This is a genomic window from Meishania litoralis, from assembly GCF_042611095.1.
Taxonomy (GTDB): domain Bacteria; phylum Bacteroidota; class Bacteroidia; order Flavobacteriales; family Flavobacteriaceae; genus Meishania; species Meishania litoralis.
Genome location: NZ_JBHFPV010000001.1, coordinates 455,235 through 470,185 on the forward strand (window position 1 = coordinate 455,235; position 14,951 = coordinate 470,185).

Annotated in this window: 9 protein-coding genes; 8 read left to right on the plus strand and 1 reads right to left on the minus strand. The window is 42.3% G+C overall.

Annotation, left to right across the window (positions count from 1 at the left end):
- Nucleotides 1–274: 274 nt before the first annotated feature.
- The 7 genes from ACEZ3G_RS02120 (at nt 275) to rlmB (ending at nt 12,732) form a co-directional block, all read left to right on the plus strand.
- Entirely contained in the window at nt 275–3,502 is a 3,228-nt protein-coding gene (locus ACEZ3G_RS02120; protein WP_432423823.1) for a SusC/RagA family TonB-linked outer membrane protein, read from the plus strand.
- A 29-nt stretch (nt 3,503–3,531) separates the two neighbouring features.
- Nucleotides 3,532–5,178, plus strand: a complete 1,647-nt coding sequence (locus ACEZ3G_RS02125) for a SusD/RagB family nutrient-binding outer membrane lipoprotein (RefSeq protein WP_432423824.1) — start codon at nt 3,532–3,534, stop codon at nt 5,176–5,178.
- A gap of 20 nt (nt 5,179–5,198) precedes the next feature.
- Nucleotides 5,199–6,137 (plus strand): hypothetical protein, encoded by a 939-nt coding sequence (locus tag ACEZ3G_RS02130; protein ID WP_432423825.1) that lies wholly within the window; start codon nt 5,199–5,201, stop codon nt 6,135–6,137.
- A gap of 213 nt (nt 6,138–6,350) precedes the next feature.
- Nucleotides 6,351–7,709, plus strand: coding sequence for an aryl-sulfate sulfotransferase (locus ACEZ3G_RS02135; RefSeq protein ID WP_432423826.1), 1,359 nt, complete (start codon nt 6,351–6,353; stop codon nt 7,707–7,709).
- Nucleotides 7,710–7,747: 38 nt separating this feature from the next.
- Nucleotides 7,748–11,116: a VCBS repeat-containing protein gene (locus tag ACEZ3G_RS02140; RefSeq protein ID WP_432423827.1), complete on the plus strand. Its 3,369-nt coding sequence runs from the start codon at nt 7,748–7,750 to the stop codon at nt 11,114–11,116.
- A 63-nt stretch (nt 11,117–11,179) separates the two neighbouring features.
- Nucleotides 11,180–11,920 (plus strand): hypothetical protein, encoded by a 741-nt coding sequence (locus ACEZ3G_RS02145; RefSeq protein WP_432423828.1) that lies wholly within the window; start codon nt 11,180–11,182, stop codon nt 11,918–11,920.
- 68 nt (nt 11,921–11,988) lie between these two features.
- Nucleotides 11,989–12,732 carry a 23S rRNA (guanosine(2251)-2'-O)-methyltransferase RlmB gene (gene rlmB / locus ACEZ3G_RS02150; RefSeq protein WP_432423829.1) on the plus strand — a complete coding sequence of 248 codons (744 nt, stop codon included), beginning with the start codon at nt 11,989–11,991 and terminating at the stop codon, nt 12,730–12,732.
- 57 nt (nt 12,733–12,789) lie between these two features.
- Here rlmB and ACEZ3G_RS02155 read toward each other — a convergent pair whose 3' ends face one another.
- Nucleotides 12,790–13,524: a rhomboid family intramembrane serine protease gene (locus ACEZ3G_RS02155; protein ID WP_432423830.1), complete on the minus strand. Its 735-nt coding sequence runs from the start codon at nt 13,522–13,524 to the stop codon at nt 12,790–12,792.
- A 111-nt stretch (nt 13,525–13,635) separates the two neighbouring features.
- Between ACEZ3G_RS02155 and ACEZ3G_RS02160 the strand changes: the two genes are divergently transcribed.
- On the plus strand, nt 13,636–14,913 hold the full coding sequence (locus ACEZ3G_RS02160) for a replication-associated recombination protein A (RefSeq protein WP_432423831.1): 1,278 nt from the start codon (nt 13,636–13,638) through the stop codon (nt 14,911–14,913).
- The last annotated feature ends 38 nt before the right edge of the window (nt 14,914–14,951 follow it).

Consider the following 14,951-nt stretch of genomic DNA (forward strand, 5'->3'; position numbering starts at 1 on the left):
GTATCTCCAAAATCGTTCAAAAGCAACTGGTTGAAAGATTATCAAAAATATTTTGGATTTAAGCCCTGATAAAGAGACATACTCAATTATTGGTTCATTTTTTTGTGTTATCAATAAATATTTAGCCAATTTTTAATGATATCAATATAACATCACAAAAAGGATCGAGAAAGTTGCATTACTAAAACTCAGTCTTAAAGTTTTATTAAAAAACCTTTGGATTATTAACACGAATTTTTGATTTTTGCCGATAGCTAATTCAAATAATTATAAAATGAGAACAAAATTCAATGGAATCTTAACGCTGCTATTGGCGTTTGTTGTGCAGATGACCTTTGCACAGGAGAAGACGATTACCGGTACGGTTACCGACCAAGATGGTCTGCCACTGCCCGGTGTAAACATCGTCGTTCAGGGCACCACAAGTGGTACCCAAACCGATTTTGACGGAAACTACTCCATTAACGGAGAAGTTGGCCAAGTACTCTCTTTTACCTATATAGGTCAAAAAGAGGTGCAGGTAACTATTGGCGCCAATGATACCGTTAATGTACAAATGCAGGAAGATGCCCAAGCCCTCGAAGAGGTTGTGGTTACTGCGCAAGGTATCAAAAGAGAGAAAAAAGCTCTTGGTTACGCCACCAGTTCCGTCGGCGAAGAGGCTCTTGAGCAACGAGCTGAAGGTGATGTTGCCCGTGTACTTGCGGGTAAGGCATCAGGGGTTCAGATTACCGCCGCCGGTGGTATGTCTGGTTCTGCTACCAGCGTTACGATTCGTGGTCTAAGTTCATTTAGCGGAAGTAACCAAGCGTTGTTCATCGTTGATGGTATTCCTTTTAGTAATGATACCAACAACAACGGCAATGACTTCCTTTCTGGAAATACCGGTTCTTCGCGTTTCTTGGATATCGACCCCAACAACATTGAGAATATTGAAGTATTAAAAGGCCTTGCAGCAACTACTTTATATGGTACCTTGGGTAAAAACGGTGTTATTCTGATCACCACCAAGGCGGGAGCAGCCAATGGAGGTGTCAAAAAGAACGAGATTTCTGTTAGCACTTCTTATTTTGTCAATGAGTATGCATCACTTCCGGATTATCAGCAATCATACGGTGGTGGTTTCGACCAGTCTTTCGGATGGTTCTTCAGTAACTGGGGGCCTAGTTTCGAAGAAGGCGGTACAGCAGGTTGGGGCGCACAGCCCGCAATCGATGCGAATGCTACCTTAGAGCACCCATACTCTACAACAGCAATTGCCGCCACAAGGGATGCCTTCCCAGAACTTCAAGGTGCTCGGTATGCTTGGAGACCTTACAGCTCGGTAGAAGACTTTTTCGCTCCAGGTTACGTGACCAACACCTCGGTTAACTTCTCGGGTGGTTCACAAGATGGCAATACCACTTTTAATGCCAACTTAGGACATCTAAACGATGTAGGTTTTACACCAGGAAACCAATTAAAAAGGGTTAACTTCTCAGTAGGTGGGCGCTCAAAGTTGAGCAATAAATTTACCATAACTGGGGCAATGAATTATTCGAGAACCGATTACGACACACCTCCAGTCTCTGCTAGTAGGGGTAACGGTGGTATCAGTTCGAACTCCATATATGGTGCTGTGCTTTTTACCCCGATAAGTGTTGACTTGATGGGTCTACCTTACGAAAATCCGGTAACTGGCGGTAGTGTCTATTATAGAAATGGCAATGATATTATTAATCCTCGCTGGGTAGCGGAACATATCAAGTTCAACCAGTTGACAAACCGTTTTTATTTTAACACCTCGTTAAACTATGAGTTAAGTGAGAATCTTGGTGTCACTTGGAGATCAGGCTTGGATTTCTATACGGAAAGAAACACGCAATTCTCTGATAAAGGCGGTGTCGAGTTTACATTTGATATTTTCGGTTTCTTGAACACGTTCGACAACAACAATACCATTTGGGACCATACACTTTCATTCAATGGAAATTATGATCTTTCAGAAAAGATAGGACTCACATTCAACCTAGGTGCCAATGCTCGATCAGATGCTTTTGACCTACAAGGTGTTGCAAGTACCGGTCAGCTAGTCTATGGTGTTAGAAGGCATTTCAATTACGAGAACCAACTGCCGATCCAATTTTCACGTAAAAGAAACATTGTAGGTGTATTTGGTGACGTTAGTTTTGATTACGACAACTATTTGTTCTTAAACTTTAGTGCAAGAAGGGACTGGGTATCTAACTTGATCAAAGAAAATCGTAGTTTGACCTACCCTGGTGGAAGTATTTCATTTTTACCCACCGCGGCCTTCAGTGGATTACAATCTGAAAATGGACTAAACTATTTAAAATTACGGGCCAGTTACGGTACTTCGGCGAACTTCCCAGAGGGTTACCCAACTGTTAGCGGTGTAGATCAGACAACTCAAGTTTCAGGTGGAACATTTGGACCGATAACTACAAACAGTATAAGTAATTTTAAAGCCAATCCAGACTTAAAACCCGAATTGTTAAAAGAGTTCGAGGTAGGTTTTGAAAGTAAGTTCTGGAAGAATCGCGTTTCGTTGGACGCTACTTATTATGATAGACGTACCGATGACCTAATCGTTTTTGAACCATTATCGCCATCGACCGGATTTACGATAACGCAAAATAATATTGGTCAGATCAGCAATAAAGGTATCGAAGCGGACCTTGGTATAGATCTATTCAGAAGTGAAGACGGTTTTAATTGGAAATCAAGTGTGAACTTCTTCACGAATAAGGAAATTGTTGAGGAACAAGAACAGGATATCATCTTCTATTCGGGTAATACCGCGCTTTTCATCGGGGCGAATGCCGCTATTAAAGGTGAGTCTTTAGGTACCATTGTCGGTACAGCATTCTTGCGCGACGAAGCAGGTAATCTGTTAACCAACGATGCCGGTAACTATGTCATTACCGAATCTGATTTGGATGGCAATGTGCCAATAATAGGTGATGCCGTTCCTGATTATACCATGAACTTCATCAACAGCCTGTCGTATAAAAATTGGAGTCTCGGTTTTCAGGTAAATCACATAAAGGGTGGTGACATCATGTCAAGTACTATTGCAACCTTGTTAGGTAGGGGCTTGATTGTTGAGACCGAAGATCGCCTGAACACCTATATCCTTCCTGGGGTAAATCAGAATTCAGGCCAGCCTAACGATATTCAGTTGAACAACTCAACGTACTTCTTTAGCAACCTTCTATTTGGCCCTGCAGAGGCTAAAATATACGATGCCTCCGTACTCAGACTACAAGAAGTATCCCTTGGGTATTCATTGCCTAAGAAAGCTTTGGAAAAAACACCTTTTGGGTCTTTGACCTTTACGTTACAAGGTTTCAACCTTTGGTATGACGCCTACAACACTCCTGATGGGGCCAATTTTGATCCCAATGTCGCAGGTGTAGGTGTTGGTAACGGACGTGGTTTCGATTTCTTGAACGGACCAAGTACCAGAAGGTATGGTATGAGCGTAAAGATGACATTTTAAAAAGTTGCTAATTAAAAAGTAAAGCTATTATGAAAAAAATAATAAAATACGTACTAGTGGTATTTTTAGCAGGAAGTTTTTTGAATTCCTGTGATACCACAGATCTTGAACTTAGGGACAACCCTAACATACTTACCAGTGGTGACCCTAACCTCTTGCTCAATTCGATGCAATTGGCATATAGAAATAATATGGCTACATTCAATAACATCGGTGGTGCCTTGACAAGGATTCATTTCATGGGCGGCAGGGATTATTTTAACAATTATCCGGGCGCCACGATGAACGGTGTGTGGAGTAATACTTATAGTAATCTTTTTGCAAACCTTCAGGCAATAGAAGAGGTAAACGATGCATCCGACATTAATTACGACTTTCACATTGCCGTGGGCAAAACCATGCAGGCTCATACTTTGCTTTTACTGGTCGATTTCTTGGGATCTGCGGCCTATACTGAAGCGGTCAATCCGTTAGAGTTTCCCGCGCCTCGTCTGGACGATGGCGCATCGGTCTATCAAGCAGCACTTGGTCTTTTAGATGAAGCCGAAGCCTTGATGAGCACCAACCCAAGCGCAACGGGTGCAACGGATTTCTTCTACGGAGGAGATACAGCCAAATGGATAAAAGCTATAAACAGTATTCGTCTAAAAGCTTATGTTACCACAAATGATGCTGCCGGTTTTAATGCCGTAATCGCTGGAAACAATTTCATCAGCAGCTCGGATGATGACCTTCAGTTTGAATATGGAACCAGCGAACTTCAGCCGGACACTCGTCATCCTGATTTCGCCAATGATTATACTCCCAGTGGAGCGAATATTTATCATTCGAACTGGACCATGGAAACCATGTTGCTCAAAGATGACCCGCGTATTCGCTACTATTACTATCGACAAGTAGATGGAACACCCGGTGCCAATGATATCAACGGAGATGCCGTAGATCCTGATGAGGAACTTCTTGCATGTTCGTTGGTGGTACCCCCGCAGCATTATCAAGATGGTGGATACACCTTTTGTAGCGTCGATAACGGCTATTGGGGCCGTTCGCATGGCAACGATGAAGGTACACCTCCAGATGGTTTTCAAAGAACTGCTTCGGGAGTTTACCCCGCAGGTGGACGTTTTGATGATAATAGCTTTGATGTTGTAGGCCTAGGTTTAGGTGGTGGCGGTGCAGGTATCGAGCCAATTATATTGGCCTCTACTATTGATTTTTGGAGAGCCGATATGGCTACAAGTGATGCCGATAAAGCGACCTTCATGCAAGCTGGTATGGAAAAATCGATAGCTAAAGTACAGACTTTCGCCGCTTTGGATGCCTCTTCCGATAAATCGTTCGAACCAAGTGAAAGCGATGTTACCGCTTACATTGATGGCATTGTTGCTGATTTCAACGCTGCAACCGGAGATGATAAGGAAAACATTTTTGCGGAGCAATATTGGATAGCACTTTACGGTGGAGCGGCTGAGTCTTTCAATTACTACAGGAAGACTGGTTATCCTACAACGGTACTACCAAGCTGGGAACCGAATCCTGGAGCATTCCCACGTTCGTTCTTGTTGCCACAAAATGAGGTGGTAACCAACCCGAATTTGACACAGAAAACCACGCTCACCGAGCAAGTGTTCTGGGACACTAATCCAGCGAGTCCGACTTTCCCGCCAGCGAATTAATAAACTAAAAAAAAGAGACAATGAAAATTAACTATAGAATTTTTACGGTACTTGCACTAACATCGCTATTGTTTACGGCTTGTGATGAAGGTGATGCTGTAGTTGACGACGTAACCGCAAATACCTTGAGAGGAGCGGTCTTAAGAACAATCAGTGTCAATTCTGATGAGTTGCCGATTGGAGATGCAAGCGGTAATTTTTCAGCGGATTTCGAGGTACAAGGTGGAGAAGCCGGTGAATTGGTTTCCGCAGTCGATGTGTTCGCTGGTTTTAAGGATAACAGTCCTTCAAACGGTCCTGGTGACGTTGGCGAAAGCTTGGTAGAGACCATAGACGCTTCTACTTTTGTTATGGGAGATAGAGGTGTACCGACTTTCTCCTATTCCATTACGCTTCCTCAATTATTGAGTGCGACAGGTGTTGCCGAAGATGCCCTCGATGGCAGTGATCAGTTCAGGATTCGTTTTGAGCTTGTCTTGACCGATGGTAGAAGATATTCTTTTGCGCAAAACTCGGGTACTTTGACAGGTTCTTACTATAGCTCGCCATTTTTATATTCGGCAACCATTGTATGCCCACCAAAGGCACCGACTGCCGGTGACTGGGTCGTGAACATGACCGATTCGTATGGCGATGGTTGGCAAACTGATACCGGTAATGGCGGTTCAGGCATTACTGTTACGTTAGATGGTAGTACGGTCATAGAGGTCGGCATGTGCTCTCCTTATGCAGGAGCTGCTGGAACTTTCTTAGGAGGTGGTGATTGTACCCCAAATGGAGGATCAAGCGCCTCTGCCACCGTTACAATACCTGTCGGTACACAAACTGCAGAATGGTATTTCCCTGGCGATAACTATGGCGAAATCGGTTTCGAAATCGTTACCCCTAACGGAAACGTTGTTGGCGGCTATCAAGGAGTTGAGGCCGGACCGATAACCATTGATTTCTGTAAAGATTAATGACGAATGAAACCTTTCGATTGATACTGGTTTCAGTTCTAGAATAATTCAAAAAGCCGCCTTTCGAGGTGGCTTTTTTATAGTAAAATTTTTTAAATTTTGGTAACTTAGAGCCTGGTATCCGGTACACCCTATTGGCCTTTAATAAACACCTCAAAAATTAGTGTAAAGGTTTAACATTGGGTACGCCTGGTTGAATATTAAAAAATTGCTATGATAAGATTCAGTTATTTTCCCTCCGTTACTTGGCTTTTTATGGCCTTATTATTTGTTTTTGGGCTGCAATCGTGTTCAGATGATGAAGCTCCAGACATTATTCCTGAAACCATTGTTGAGAATGATTCCATTCCAGAAGACAAGGAAGAAGAACCTGACTTGAACCTAATGGGAAATGTTGAAGTATTGAATGCCGATAAAGTTGACGATAATTATATTCTTGTCAACGATGCAGCGTCAAATCGGGTATATCTTATGAACAAGGAAGCATTGCTTTTACATGAATGGAAACTTACGAACAATATCGGCAACGACGTATTTTTATTACCCAACGGAAAACTCTTGGCGTCGCTCGAAGCCGATGAACCCAAGATAATTTTAGGTGGCAAAGGCGGTAAGTTGCAATTCATCGCCAACGATGGAACTGTGGAATGGAATTATGTCCATTCTTCTTCAGAAGAAGAAACGCACCATGATGTAGAGTTGCTCCCGAACGGCAACGTTCTGGCTATGGTATGGAAAAGGCACTCAGCTGAAGCAGCGACCCAATCCGGATTTATGCTCGAAGCCGAAATTTTTGTCGAATCCATAATAGAAGTCAACCCCACAACTGATGAAATAGTTTGGGAATGGAATTCTTGGGACCATTTGATTCAAGAGCATGACGACACCAAGGATAATTATGGGCTGGTTTCAGAACATCCTGAACTAATAGATATTAACTATGTTCCAAATTCAGAGGGAACGGCCGAGGTTCAAGGCGATATAATGCACGCCAATGCCATTGCTTATGACGAAGTAAATGATGTAATCTTTCTGAGTGCCAATTTTTATTCAGAGGTCTGGGTAATCGACCACAGCACCACGACCGAGGAGGCCGCCCAGCACGGCGGTGGAAACTATGGTAAAGGTGGTGATTTGATATATCGTTTTGGCAATCCGGATGCCTATCAAAACCCCCAAGGCACCCGTTTGTTCTACAATAATCATTTTCCAAATTTACTGAAAGGCGAAAATCAAGGTAAAATGCTTATTTTCTCGAACGGAAAAGGTTTTGACCAATCTACCGTGTATGAAATGGAACTTCCGGCTGATTATAATCTAATTACGAACACTGATAACGAACTTAAAGTAACCTGGTCTTTTACGGATCCCGATCTATATTCGGCCAAGGTCTCGGGCGCCGTGCCGCTTCCCAACGGAAATATTCTGATTACCGAAGGTGATTTCGGCTTTTGGGAGGTCACACGGGATAAGGAGGTCGTCTGGAAATTCAATGCAGAAGGTTTCTTTTGGAGGGGTTATTCCTACTCAAGGAACGCTCCCGAAATAGAGCAATTAGGGCTGCCAGACTAGTAGGCCTTATATCTAGTTTAATTAAGATTTCACGATTCATGAAAAGGCTACCGTTATATTTGTTGATACCCCTCTTTGCACTAATCGCTTGTAAAGGTGATTCAAAGGAAAAAGAATCGTCGAAGGCACAAAAAGAAAGTGAAAAGTCAAGTCAACCCAAGGTTTTTGAGAAAATCGGAAGCGACCACAGCCAGATAAATTTTTCAAATTCAATACAGGAAAATCTAGAAACCCTTGAAAACCTATTTAGTTTTGATTACTTCTATAATGGTGCGGGCGTGGGGGTCGAAGACCTCAACAATGATGGTTTATTGGATATCTTTTTTTGTGGCAACCAGGTAGACAATAAACTTTATATCAATCAGGGAGACTTAGTTTTCGAAGATATTTCAGATGAGGCCGGAATCAATGTCGGAAAAAAATGGTCGAACGGGGTTACCTTCGTAGACATTAACGATGACGGGTTCAAAGACATCTATGTTTCACAAGGAGGGCCCAATCAACGCCTCAACAGAAAAAATCTCCTGTTCATAAACAATGGCCCCTCACCTGAATCAGGACAAATAAGCTTTACCGAAAGAGCATCGGAATACGGGCTTATGGATATGGGCATTACTACACAATCCGCTTTTTTTGATTATGACAATGATGGTGATTTGGATTGTATCGTAATGAATGAAAATGAAATTTATGGGGTCGATCCCATAAACTTTTACAATTTGGTGTCGAACAATGTCGAGGCACAACATTTCAACAGTTCGCGCCTCTACCGTAACGATAATGGGAAATTTGTAGACGCTACCAAACAAGCAGGTTTGCAGCGTCCTATTTTTGGACTGGGACTTTGTGTGAGCGATATAAATAAAGACGGGTTTCTCGATATTTATATTGCCAGCGATTATTACATACCTGACGTACTCTACGTCAACAACGGCAATGGAACTTTCACCGACCGCATTAAGGATTATACGCAACAGATTTCATATTACGGTATGGGAATCGATATAGCCGACATAAACAACGATTCCAGAGAAGATATATTTGTACTTGATATGTCTTCAAGTGATCATATTAGATCAAAAACCTTGATGGCGTCAATGAATACCGGTAGATTCAACTATTTGATAAACGAAGCTGGTTTCCACCATCAATACATGTACAATTCGCTGCAATTGAACATCGGCAACAACAAGTTCAACAATATATCACAACTTACGAATATGGCCAATACCGATTGGAGCTGGTCTGTACTGATGACGGATTATGATCACGATGAGGATGCCGATATCTTTATCACCAACGGTTACCGAAGATATGCCCTTGACAACGACCTTCAAAACAGGGTATTTGAAGCACAGAAAAAATTCGGCAAGAACGTGCCTATTGAAATCAAAAAGCAGCTATATGAGTCGATGCCCTCTGAAAAACTGGCCAATGTACTCTATCAAAATGATGGCGGATTGAGGTTTAATGCAAACGCCAAAGACTGGGGGTTGGAAGACTATTCCTTTAGCAATGGGGCGGCCCAAGGCGATTTGGACAATGACGGTGATTTAGACTTGGTCATCAATAATATGGACGAAAAAGCATTCCTCTACAAGAACTTGACTTCTGAAAGAAATGCAGGCAATTATCTCAAGGTAAAGACCGTTGGCAAAACTTCGGAACCTTTTGCTAAAATCAAGGTTTCATATGACGGCAAATCACAATTTATCGAACAGAAAAGGGTGCGTGGGTACATGTCGGCACAAGAGACCACCTCGCACTTTGGCTTGGGAAATACAACTAACATCGACACTGTCAGCGTTATGTGGTTAGACGGTAGCATAGAGACAAAAATCGATGTCAAGCCAAATACAACGGTTCTATTCGATATTGAAAACGCGAAGAACCCAATGCGCCCTCAAAAAATTGCCGAGCCGTTCTTTGTTCAGATGAAAACCGAGAATCTAGGGCTCGATTTTGTACATCGAGAGAATTTCTACGATGATTTTGAAACTGAAATTTTACTACCCTATAAACAATCTACTTTTGGCCCTTATATCTCAAAAGGAGATGTTGACGGCGATGGACTCGAGGATATTTTTGTCGGTGGTGCTTCAGGTCAGACCCCAAGCCTTTACCTGCAAAAAGCGAATGGTTTCAAGAAACAAAAAACAGATGTATTTGAAAAGGACAAAGGTTTCGAAGACATGGAATCGGTCTTCTTCGATTTGGATGGGGACAACGATCTAGATCTGTACGTGGTAAGCGGTGGCAGTGAGTTTGCAGAGAATTCTTCGTTTTATCAAGATCGTATTTATTTGAACGATGGTACAGGGGGCTTCACAAGGCATAATGAGCCGGTATTACAGTCTTTTCCGAAAAGTGGAAAGACAGTGGCCATAATTGATTTCGACAAAGATGGAGACAGCGATATATTGGTGGGCAATCGAACGATACCGAAAAGATATCCCCAATATAGTCCATCGGTACTTTATGAAAATGACAACGGCGTACTAAAGAATATTACGGCAGAAATTGCACCCGAATTGGAAAATTTCGGAGTTGTAAATAGTATTTTGACCACTGATTTTGATAATGATGGTTGGCAAGATTTCATTGCTGTAGGAGAATGGACTTCCATTGGGTTTTTCAAAAACCACAACGGCAAACTAAACTTGGTTTCGAATCCAGATTCCGATGTTCTAAAATCCAAGGGATGGTGGTTCTCAATCGACGAAACCGATATAAACAATGATGGCCTTAAAGATTATATTGTTGGAAACGTGGGCCTAAACCTTAAGTTCAAGGCCAGCAAGAAAAAGCCCTTCAAAATATATTCGAATGATTTCGACGGTAATGGCACAAACGATGTTGTACTGAGCAAGCAATACAAGGGAGAGTATGTGCCCGTACGCGGTAGGGAATGTTCTTCGCAGCAGATGCCTTTCATAAAGGAAAAATTCGGTACTTATTCCGAATTCGCCAACGCAACCCTCGTAGATATTTATGGAGAAGAATTATCTCAATCGTATGAGGAGGAAGTCACCGAGTTCCGATCATTGCTTTTGTTGAACAAGGGCGATGGCAATTTTGAAAGTAGCCCCTTGCCTATTCAAGCACAGCAATTTCCGATTATGGAAAGTGTCTTTGCCGATATCAACAATGATGGTTTTACAGACTGCATTGTTGCCGGTAACATTTACGAAACCGAGGTTGAAACCCCTAGACTAGATGCCGTGTCAGGAGAGGTATTGCTTTCAAACGGAAAAAACGGATTTACTTTGATGGATCGTATCACTTCAGGCCTCTATTTGCAGGGCAATACGAAGGACATCGTCTTGCTCGACCTCAAGGATGGACAACTGCTTTTACAATCGCGAAACAACGATCGCTTAAGTGCTTACAAATTCGGTCATAATTAACTAATAATTAAACCCTAACCATTTAAAAATCACTATTTTTGTTAAGAACATAAATTTATAATTATGAAGAAGATATTCAGTGCATTAATGATATTCGGTGCATGTAGTTTAGGTGTGGCGCAATACGCTGGTCAGGCATCTACGACAATGTCGGCTGGAGGCGGACAAGGGGCAACGGGCCAGATTTACGACCTTATGGGCCCAATTAGTGAGCGAAGTGCCAAAACGGCTGAAAGATATGTTGATTTTCAAGGTTCTCCTTACGTTTCGAATACCTTTTTGCCGACCACGATGTATTATGGCAATGAGAACGTTGGGAAAATTTTTTACCGACACAATGCCCTTAACGATGAAATTGAAATCAGACAGACAACTTCTGACGAAGAGCCATTAAAAAGTCTGTCAAGGGACAAAGAAGTCAGTATACTTGTAGACGGTAAAAGGTTGAGTTTTAGAACATTTGTCACCTCAAAAAAGAAGACTCTTAACGGTTACCTCTTGAATTTAATGGACGGGGAAACATACAAATTGTACAAAAGAACACATGTCAAGTTCACCGAGGGAAAACCTGCCCCCAATTCATTTGTAAAAGCCGTACCGAACAGGTTTAGCCAGTTTACCGAGTATTATTTGCAAAAAGAAGGTGTGAACCGAATCGATGAGATTTCGCAAAAGAACAGCAAATTGTTAAAACTTGTCGAAGGTCCAAAAAAAGAAGAACTTAAGAATTATTTAAAGGAAAATAAATTGAACATCAAGAACGAAGCAGATTTAGTCAAAGCTGTTCAGTTTTTGAATCAATAAGAGTTAAATACTTTTTTTGAATGAAACCATCCCTTAGTGCGGGATGGTTTTTATTTTATCTTTAACTTATGCAGAAGGTTACACAGATTTATGGAATTAGGGCCGTCATCGAGGCCATCAACAATGGAGAAACCATTGAAAAAGTCTTTGTTCAAAGAGGGCTCAAGGGCGATTTGGCCAAAGAACTTGAAAGTTCACTGAGAAAAAATGGCGTTAATACTTCATACGTACCATTCGAAAAATTGAACCGCCTGACAAACAACAATCATCAAGGTGTTGTGGCCAATATTTCCCCTATAGTTTTCCACACAATCGAAGAACTTGTCGAAGAGGTAATGGCGAATGATAAAAAACTGCCTTTATTCTTACTGTTGGACCAACTTTCGGATGTGCGTAATTTCGGAGCGATAATCCGCACGGCCGAGTGTAGTGGAGTCGATGGAATAATAATCCAAAAGAAAGGTTCGGCCCCGGTGACGTCGGACACGATAAAGACTTCGGCAGGGGCCGCATTCAAAGTGCCTATTGCCAAGGTGGACCATATCAAAGATGCGGTTTACTATCTTCAGGCATCTCAAATTCCGGTAGTCGCCGCTACCGAAAAAACGGATAGTACACTCTATGAAGTTGATTTTAAAGGCCCATGCGCCATTGTCATGGGGTCGGAGGACAGGGGAATATCACCATCGATTTTAAAGTCGGTCGACTATCTTGCTAAAATTCCGCTTTTTGGTACCATCGGATCACTCAATGTTTCCGTAGCCTGCGGTGTATTTCTATATGAAGTGGCACGGCAAAGATTAGGTTATTAGCATAATTACCGGTGGCAGTAACCTGAAATGCAATGTCGTAAATAAATACCATGGCCACTACTCGCCTTCTTCAGCTTCCCTTTTAATATGGTAGGTAATCTTAAGGGTATCCGAATCCTCTTTTTTAGGTTGACTTTCTATAAAGTTTCCATCTTCGTCGAACTGTTGTAAAAAGGCATCATTTTCTTCGTCAAAATCCTCACGCTCCCAATCGAATTTTTTACCAATCGGAATTTTGGCCTTCATGAAAAAGGCCAGTATGATTCCCGCTATAAAACCGCCCAAATGACCTTCCCACGAAATTTCATCCTTGACGGGAAAAATATACCAGAGTAAACTTCCATAGATAAACACCACCATCATCGACAAGGCGACCAACCGATAATACTTGGTAAAAATACCTTTAAAAAAAATGAAGCTGGCCAAAAGATAGATCACGCCACTGGCACCGATATGAAACGAAGGTCTTCCTATGGCCCAAGTGATAAGCCCTGAAATCAATATGCCCCAAACAAGAACCTTCAGGGCAATCTCACGATAGAAATAGAACAATGATGCCAACAAAATGGCCAAGGGAATGGTATTGTTATACAAATGTGCCAGTGAGCCATGTATAAAAGGACTCAGAACAACGCCTTTCAGGCCCGAAAATGTACGCGGTTCGATTCCCAAAGCATTGAAATTGACCCTAAAACGCAATTCGACCCAAAAAACGATCCATATCAGCAACACCGCTGCCAAGGGTGCGATTAAGACCGAGTTTGAAAACCTGAAATAATGTTTCTCCGACATCACCCAAAATTAGCAATAAGTCGGCCATAACCGCACAAGCGGTAAGATTGTCATGAAAAAAACAGAAGCATCATTTCGAACCGATTTGGTCTAATATTCTATTTTTGTGTTATGAACGAACCTCTTGCAGAACGTGTCAGGCCAAAAACACTGGCCGATTATATTAGCCAAAACCATTTGGTGGGCAAGCAAGGTTCACTGACGCATCAAATCAAAAAAGGAATTATTCCCTCATTGATATTTTGGGGGCCTCCCGGCACCGGAAAAACCACCCTGGCCCATATCATCTCAAATGAAAGCGAGCGCCCCTTTTACGCGTTGAGCGCTATAAACAGTGGTGTCAAAGATGTACGCGATGTTATTGAGAAAGCCAAGCAGAGTGGGGGTCTTTTTACATCTAAAAACCCCATTCTGTTTATCGACGAGATCCATCGTTTTAGTAAATCACAGCAAGACTCGCTCTTGGGAGCCGTTGAAAAAGGTTGGGTCACCCTAATTGGTGCTACGACTGAGAATCCGAGTTTCGAGGTAATTCCGGCCCTATTGTCCCGTTGTCAGGTTTATGTTTTGAATCCTTTTGGCAAAGAAGACCTTGAAGCCCTGCTCGATCGTGCGATGAAACAAGACACCTTGCTAAAGTCTAAAAAGATCAAACTCAAAGAGACCGAAGCTTTGCTCCGACTTTCTGGCGGGGATGGCAGAAAACTGCTCAACATTTTCGAGTTGATCATCAATGCCGAAGAAACCGATAATATAACGATAACCGATAAATCGGTTCTGGAAAAAATCCAAAAGAATACGGTACTCTATGATAAAACGGGAGAACAACACTATGATATCATTTCCGCCTTTATCAAGGCTATTCGGGGCAGCGACCCCAACGGGGCCGTGTATTGGCTCGCCAGAATGATCGAAGGTGGTGAAGATGTCAAGTTTATTGCCCGACGGATGCTTATTTCGGCCTCAGAAGATATCGGATTGGCAAACCCTACGGCATTGGTCATAGCCAATACTACATTTCAAGCGGTCAGTACCATCGGATACCCTGAAGCGAGGATCATACTAAGCCAATGTGCCATTTACCTTGCAACCTCGCCAAAAAGTAATGCCAGTTATATGGCCATCGGCAAAGCGCAACAAACGGTCAAACAGACCGGAGACCTATCGGTACCCTTGCACCTGCGCAACGCACCCTCGAAATTGATGAAGGATCTGGGCTATGGCAAGGACTACAAATATGCCCATGATTTCGACAACAACTTTGTTTTGGAAGAATTCCTTCCAGAGGAAATAACAGGTACCGTTTTTTACGAACCTGGAAATAATCAAAGGGAACAGGCCATTAAGGATTTTCTAAAAAATCGCTGGAAGGAAAAGTATGGGGGTTGATGGTTTGTGGCTATTGGAGTTTCGTTGATGGCCGGCCG

Bases quoted from the DNA above. Each gene is read 5' to 3' on its own strand.
- ACEZ3G_RS02145 (WP_432423828.1), top strand. From the start codon at position 11,180: ATGAAGAAGATATTCAGTGCATTAATGATATTCGGTGCATGTAGTTTA.
- ACEZ3G_RS02160 (WP_432423831.1), top strand. From the start codon at position 13,636: ATGAACGAACCTCTTGCAGAACGTGTCAGGCCAAAAACACTGGCCGAT.
- rlmB (WP_432423829.1), top strand. From the start codon at position 11,989: ATGCAGAAGGTTACACAGATTTATGGAATTAGGGCCGTCATCGAGGCC.
- ACEZ3G_RS02155 (WP_432423830.1), bottom strand. From the start codon at position 13,524: ATGTCGGAGAAACATTATTTCAGGTTTTCAAACTCGGTCTTAATCGCA.
- ACEZ3G_RS02140 (WP_432423827.1), top strand. From the start codon at position 7,748: ATGAAAAGGCTACCGTTATATTTGTTGATACCCCTCTTTGCACTAATC.
- ACEZ3G_RS02135 (WP_432423826.1), top strand. From the start codon at position 6,351: ATGATAAGATTCAGTTATTTTCCCTCCGTTACTTGGCTTTTTATGGCC.
- ACEZ3G_RS02130 (WP_432423825.1), top strand. From the start codon at position 5,199: ATGAAAATTAACTATAGAATTTTTACGGTACTTGCACTAACATCGCTA.
- ACEZ3G_RS02120 (WP_432423823.1), top strand. From the start codon at position 275: ATGAGAACAAAATTCAATGGAATCTTAACGCTGCTATTGGCGTTTGTT.
- ACEZ3G_RS02125 (WP_432423824.1), top strand. From the start codon at position 3,532: ATGAAAAAAATAATAAAATACGTACTAGTGGTATTTTTAGCAGGAAGT.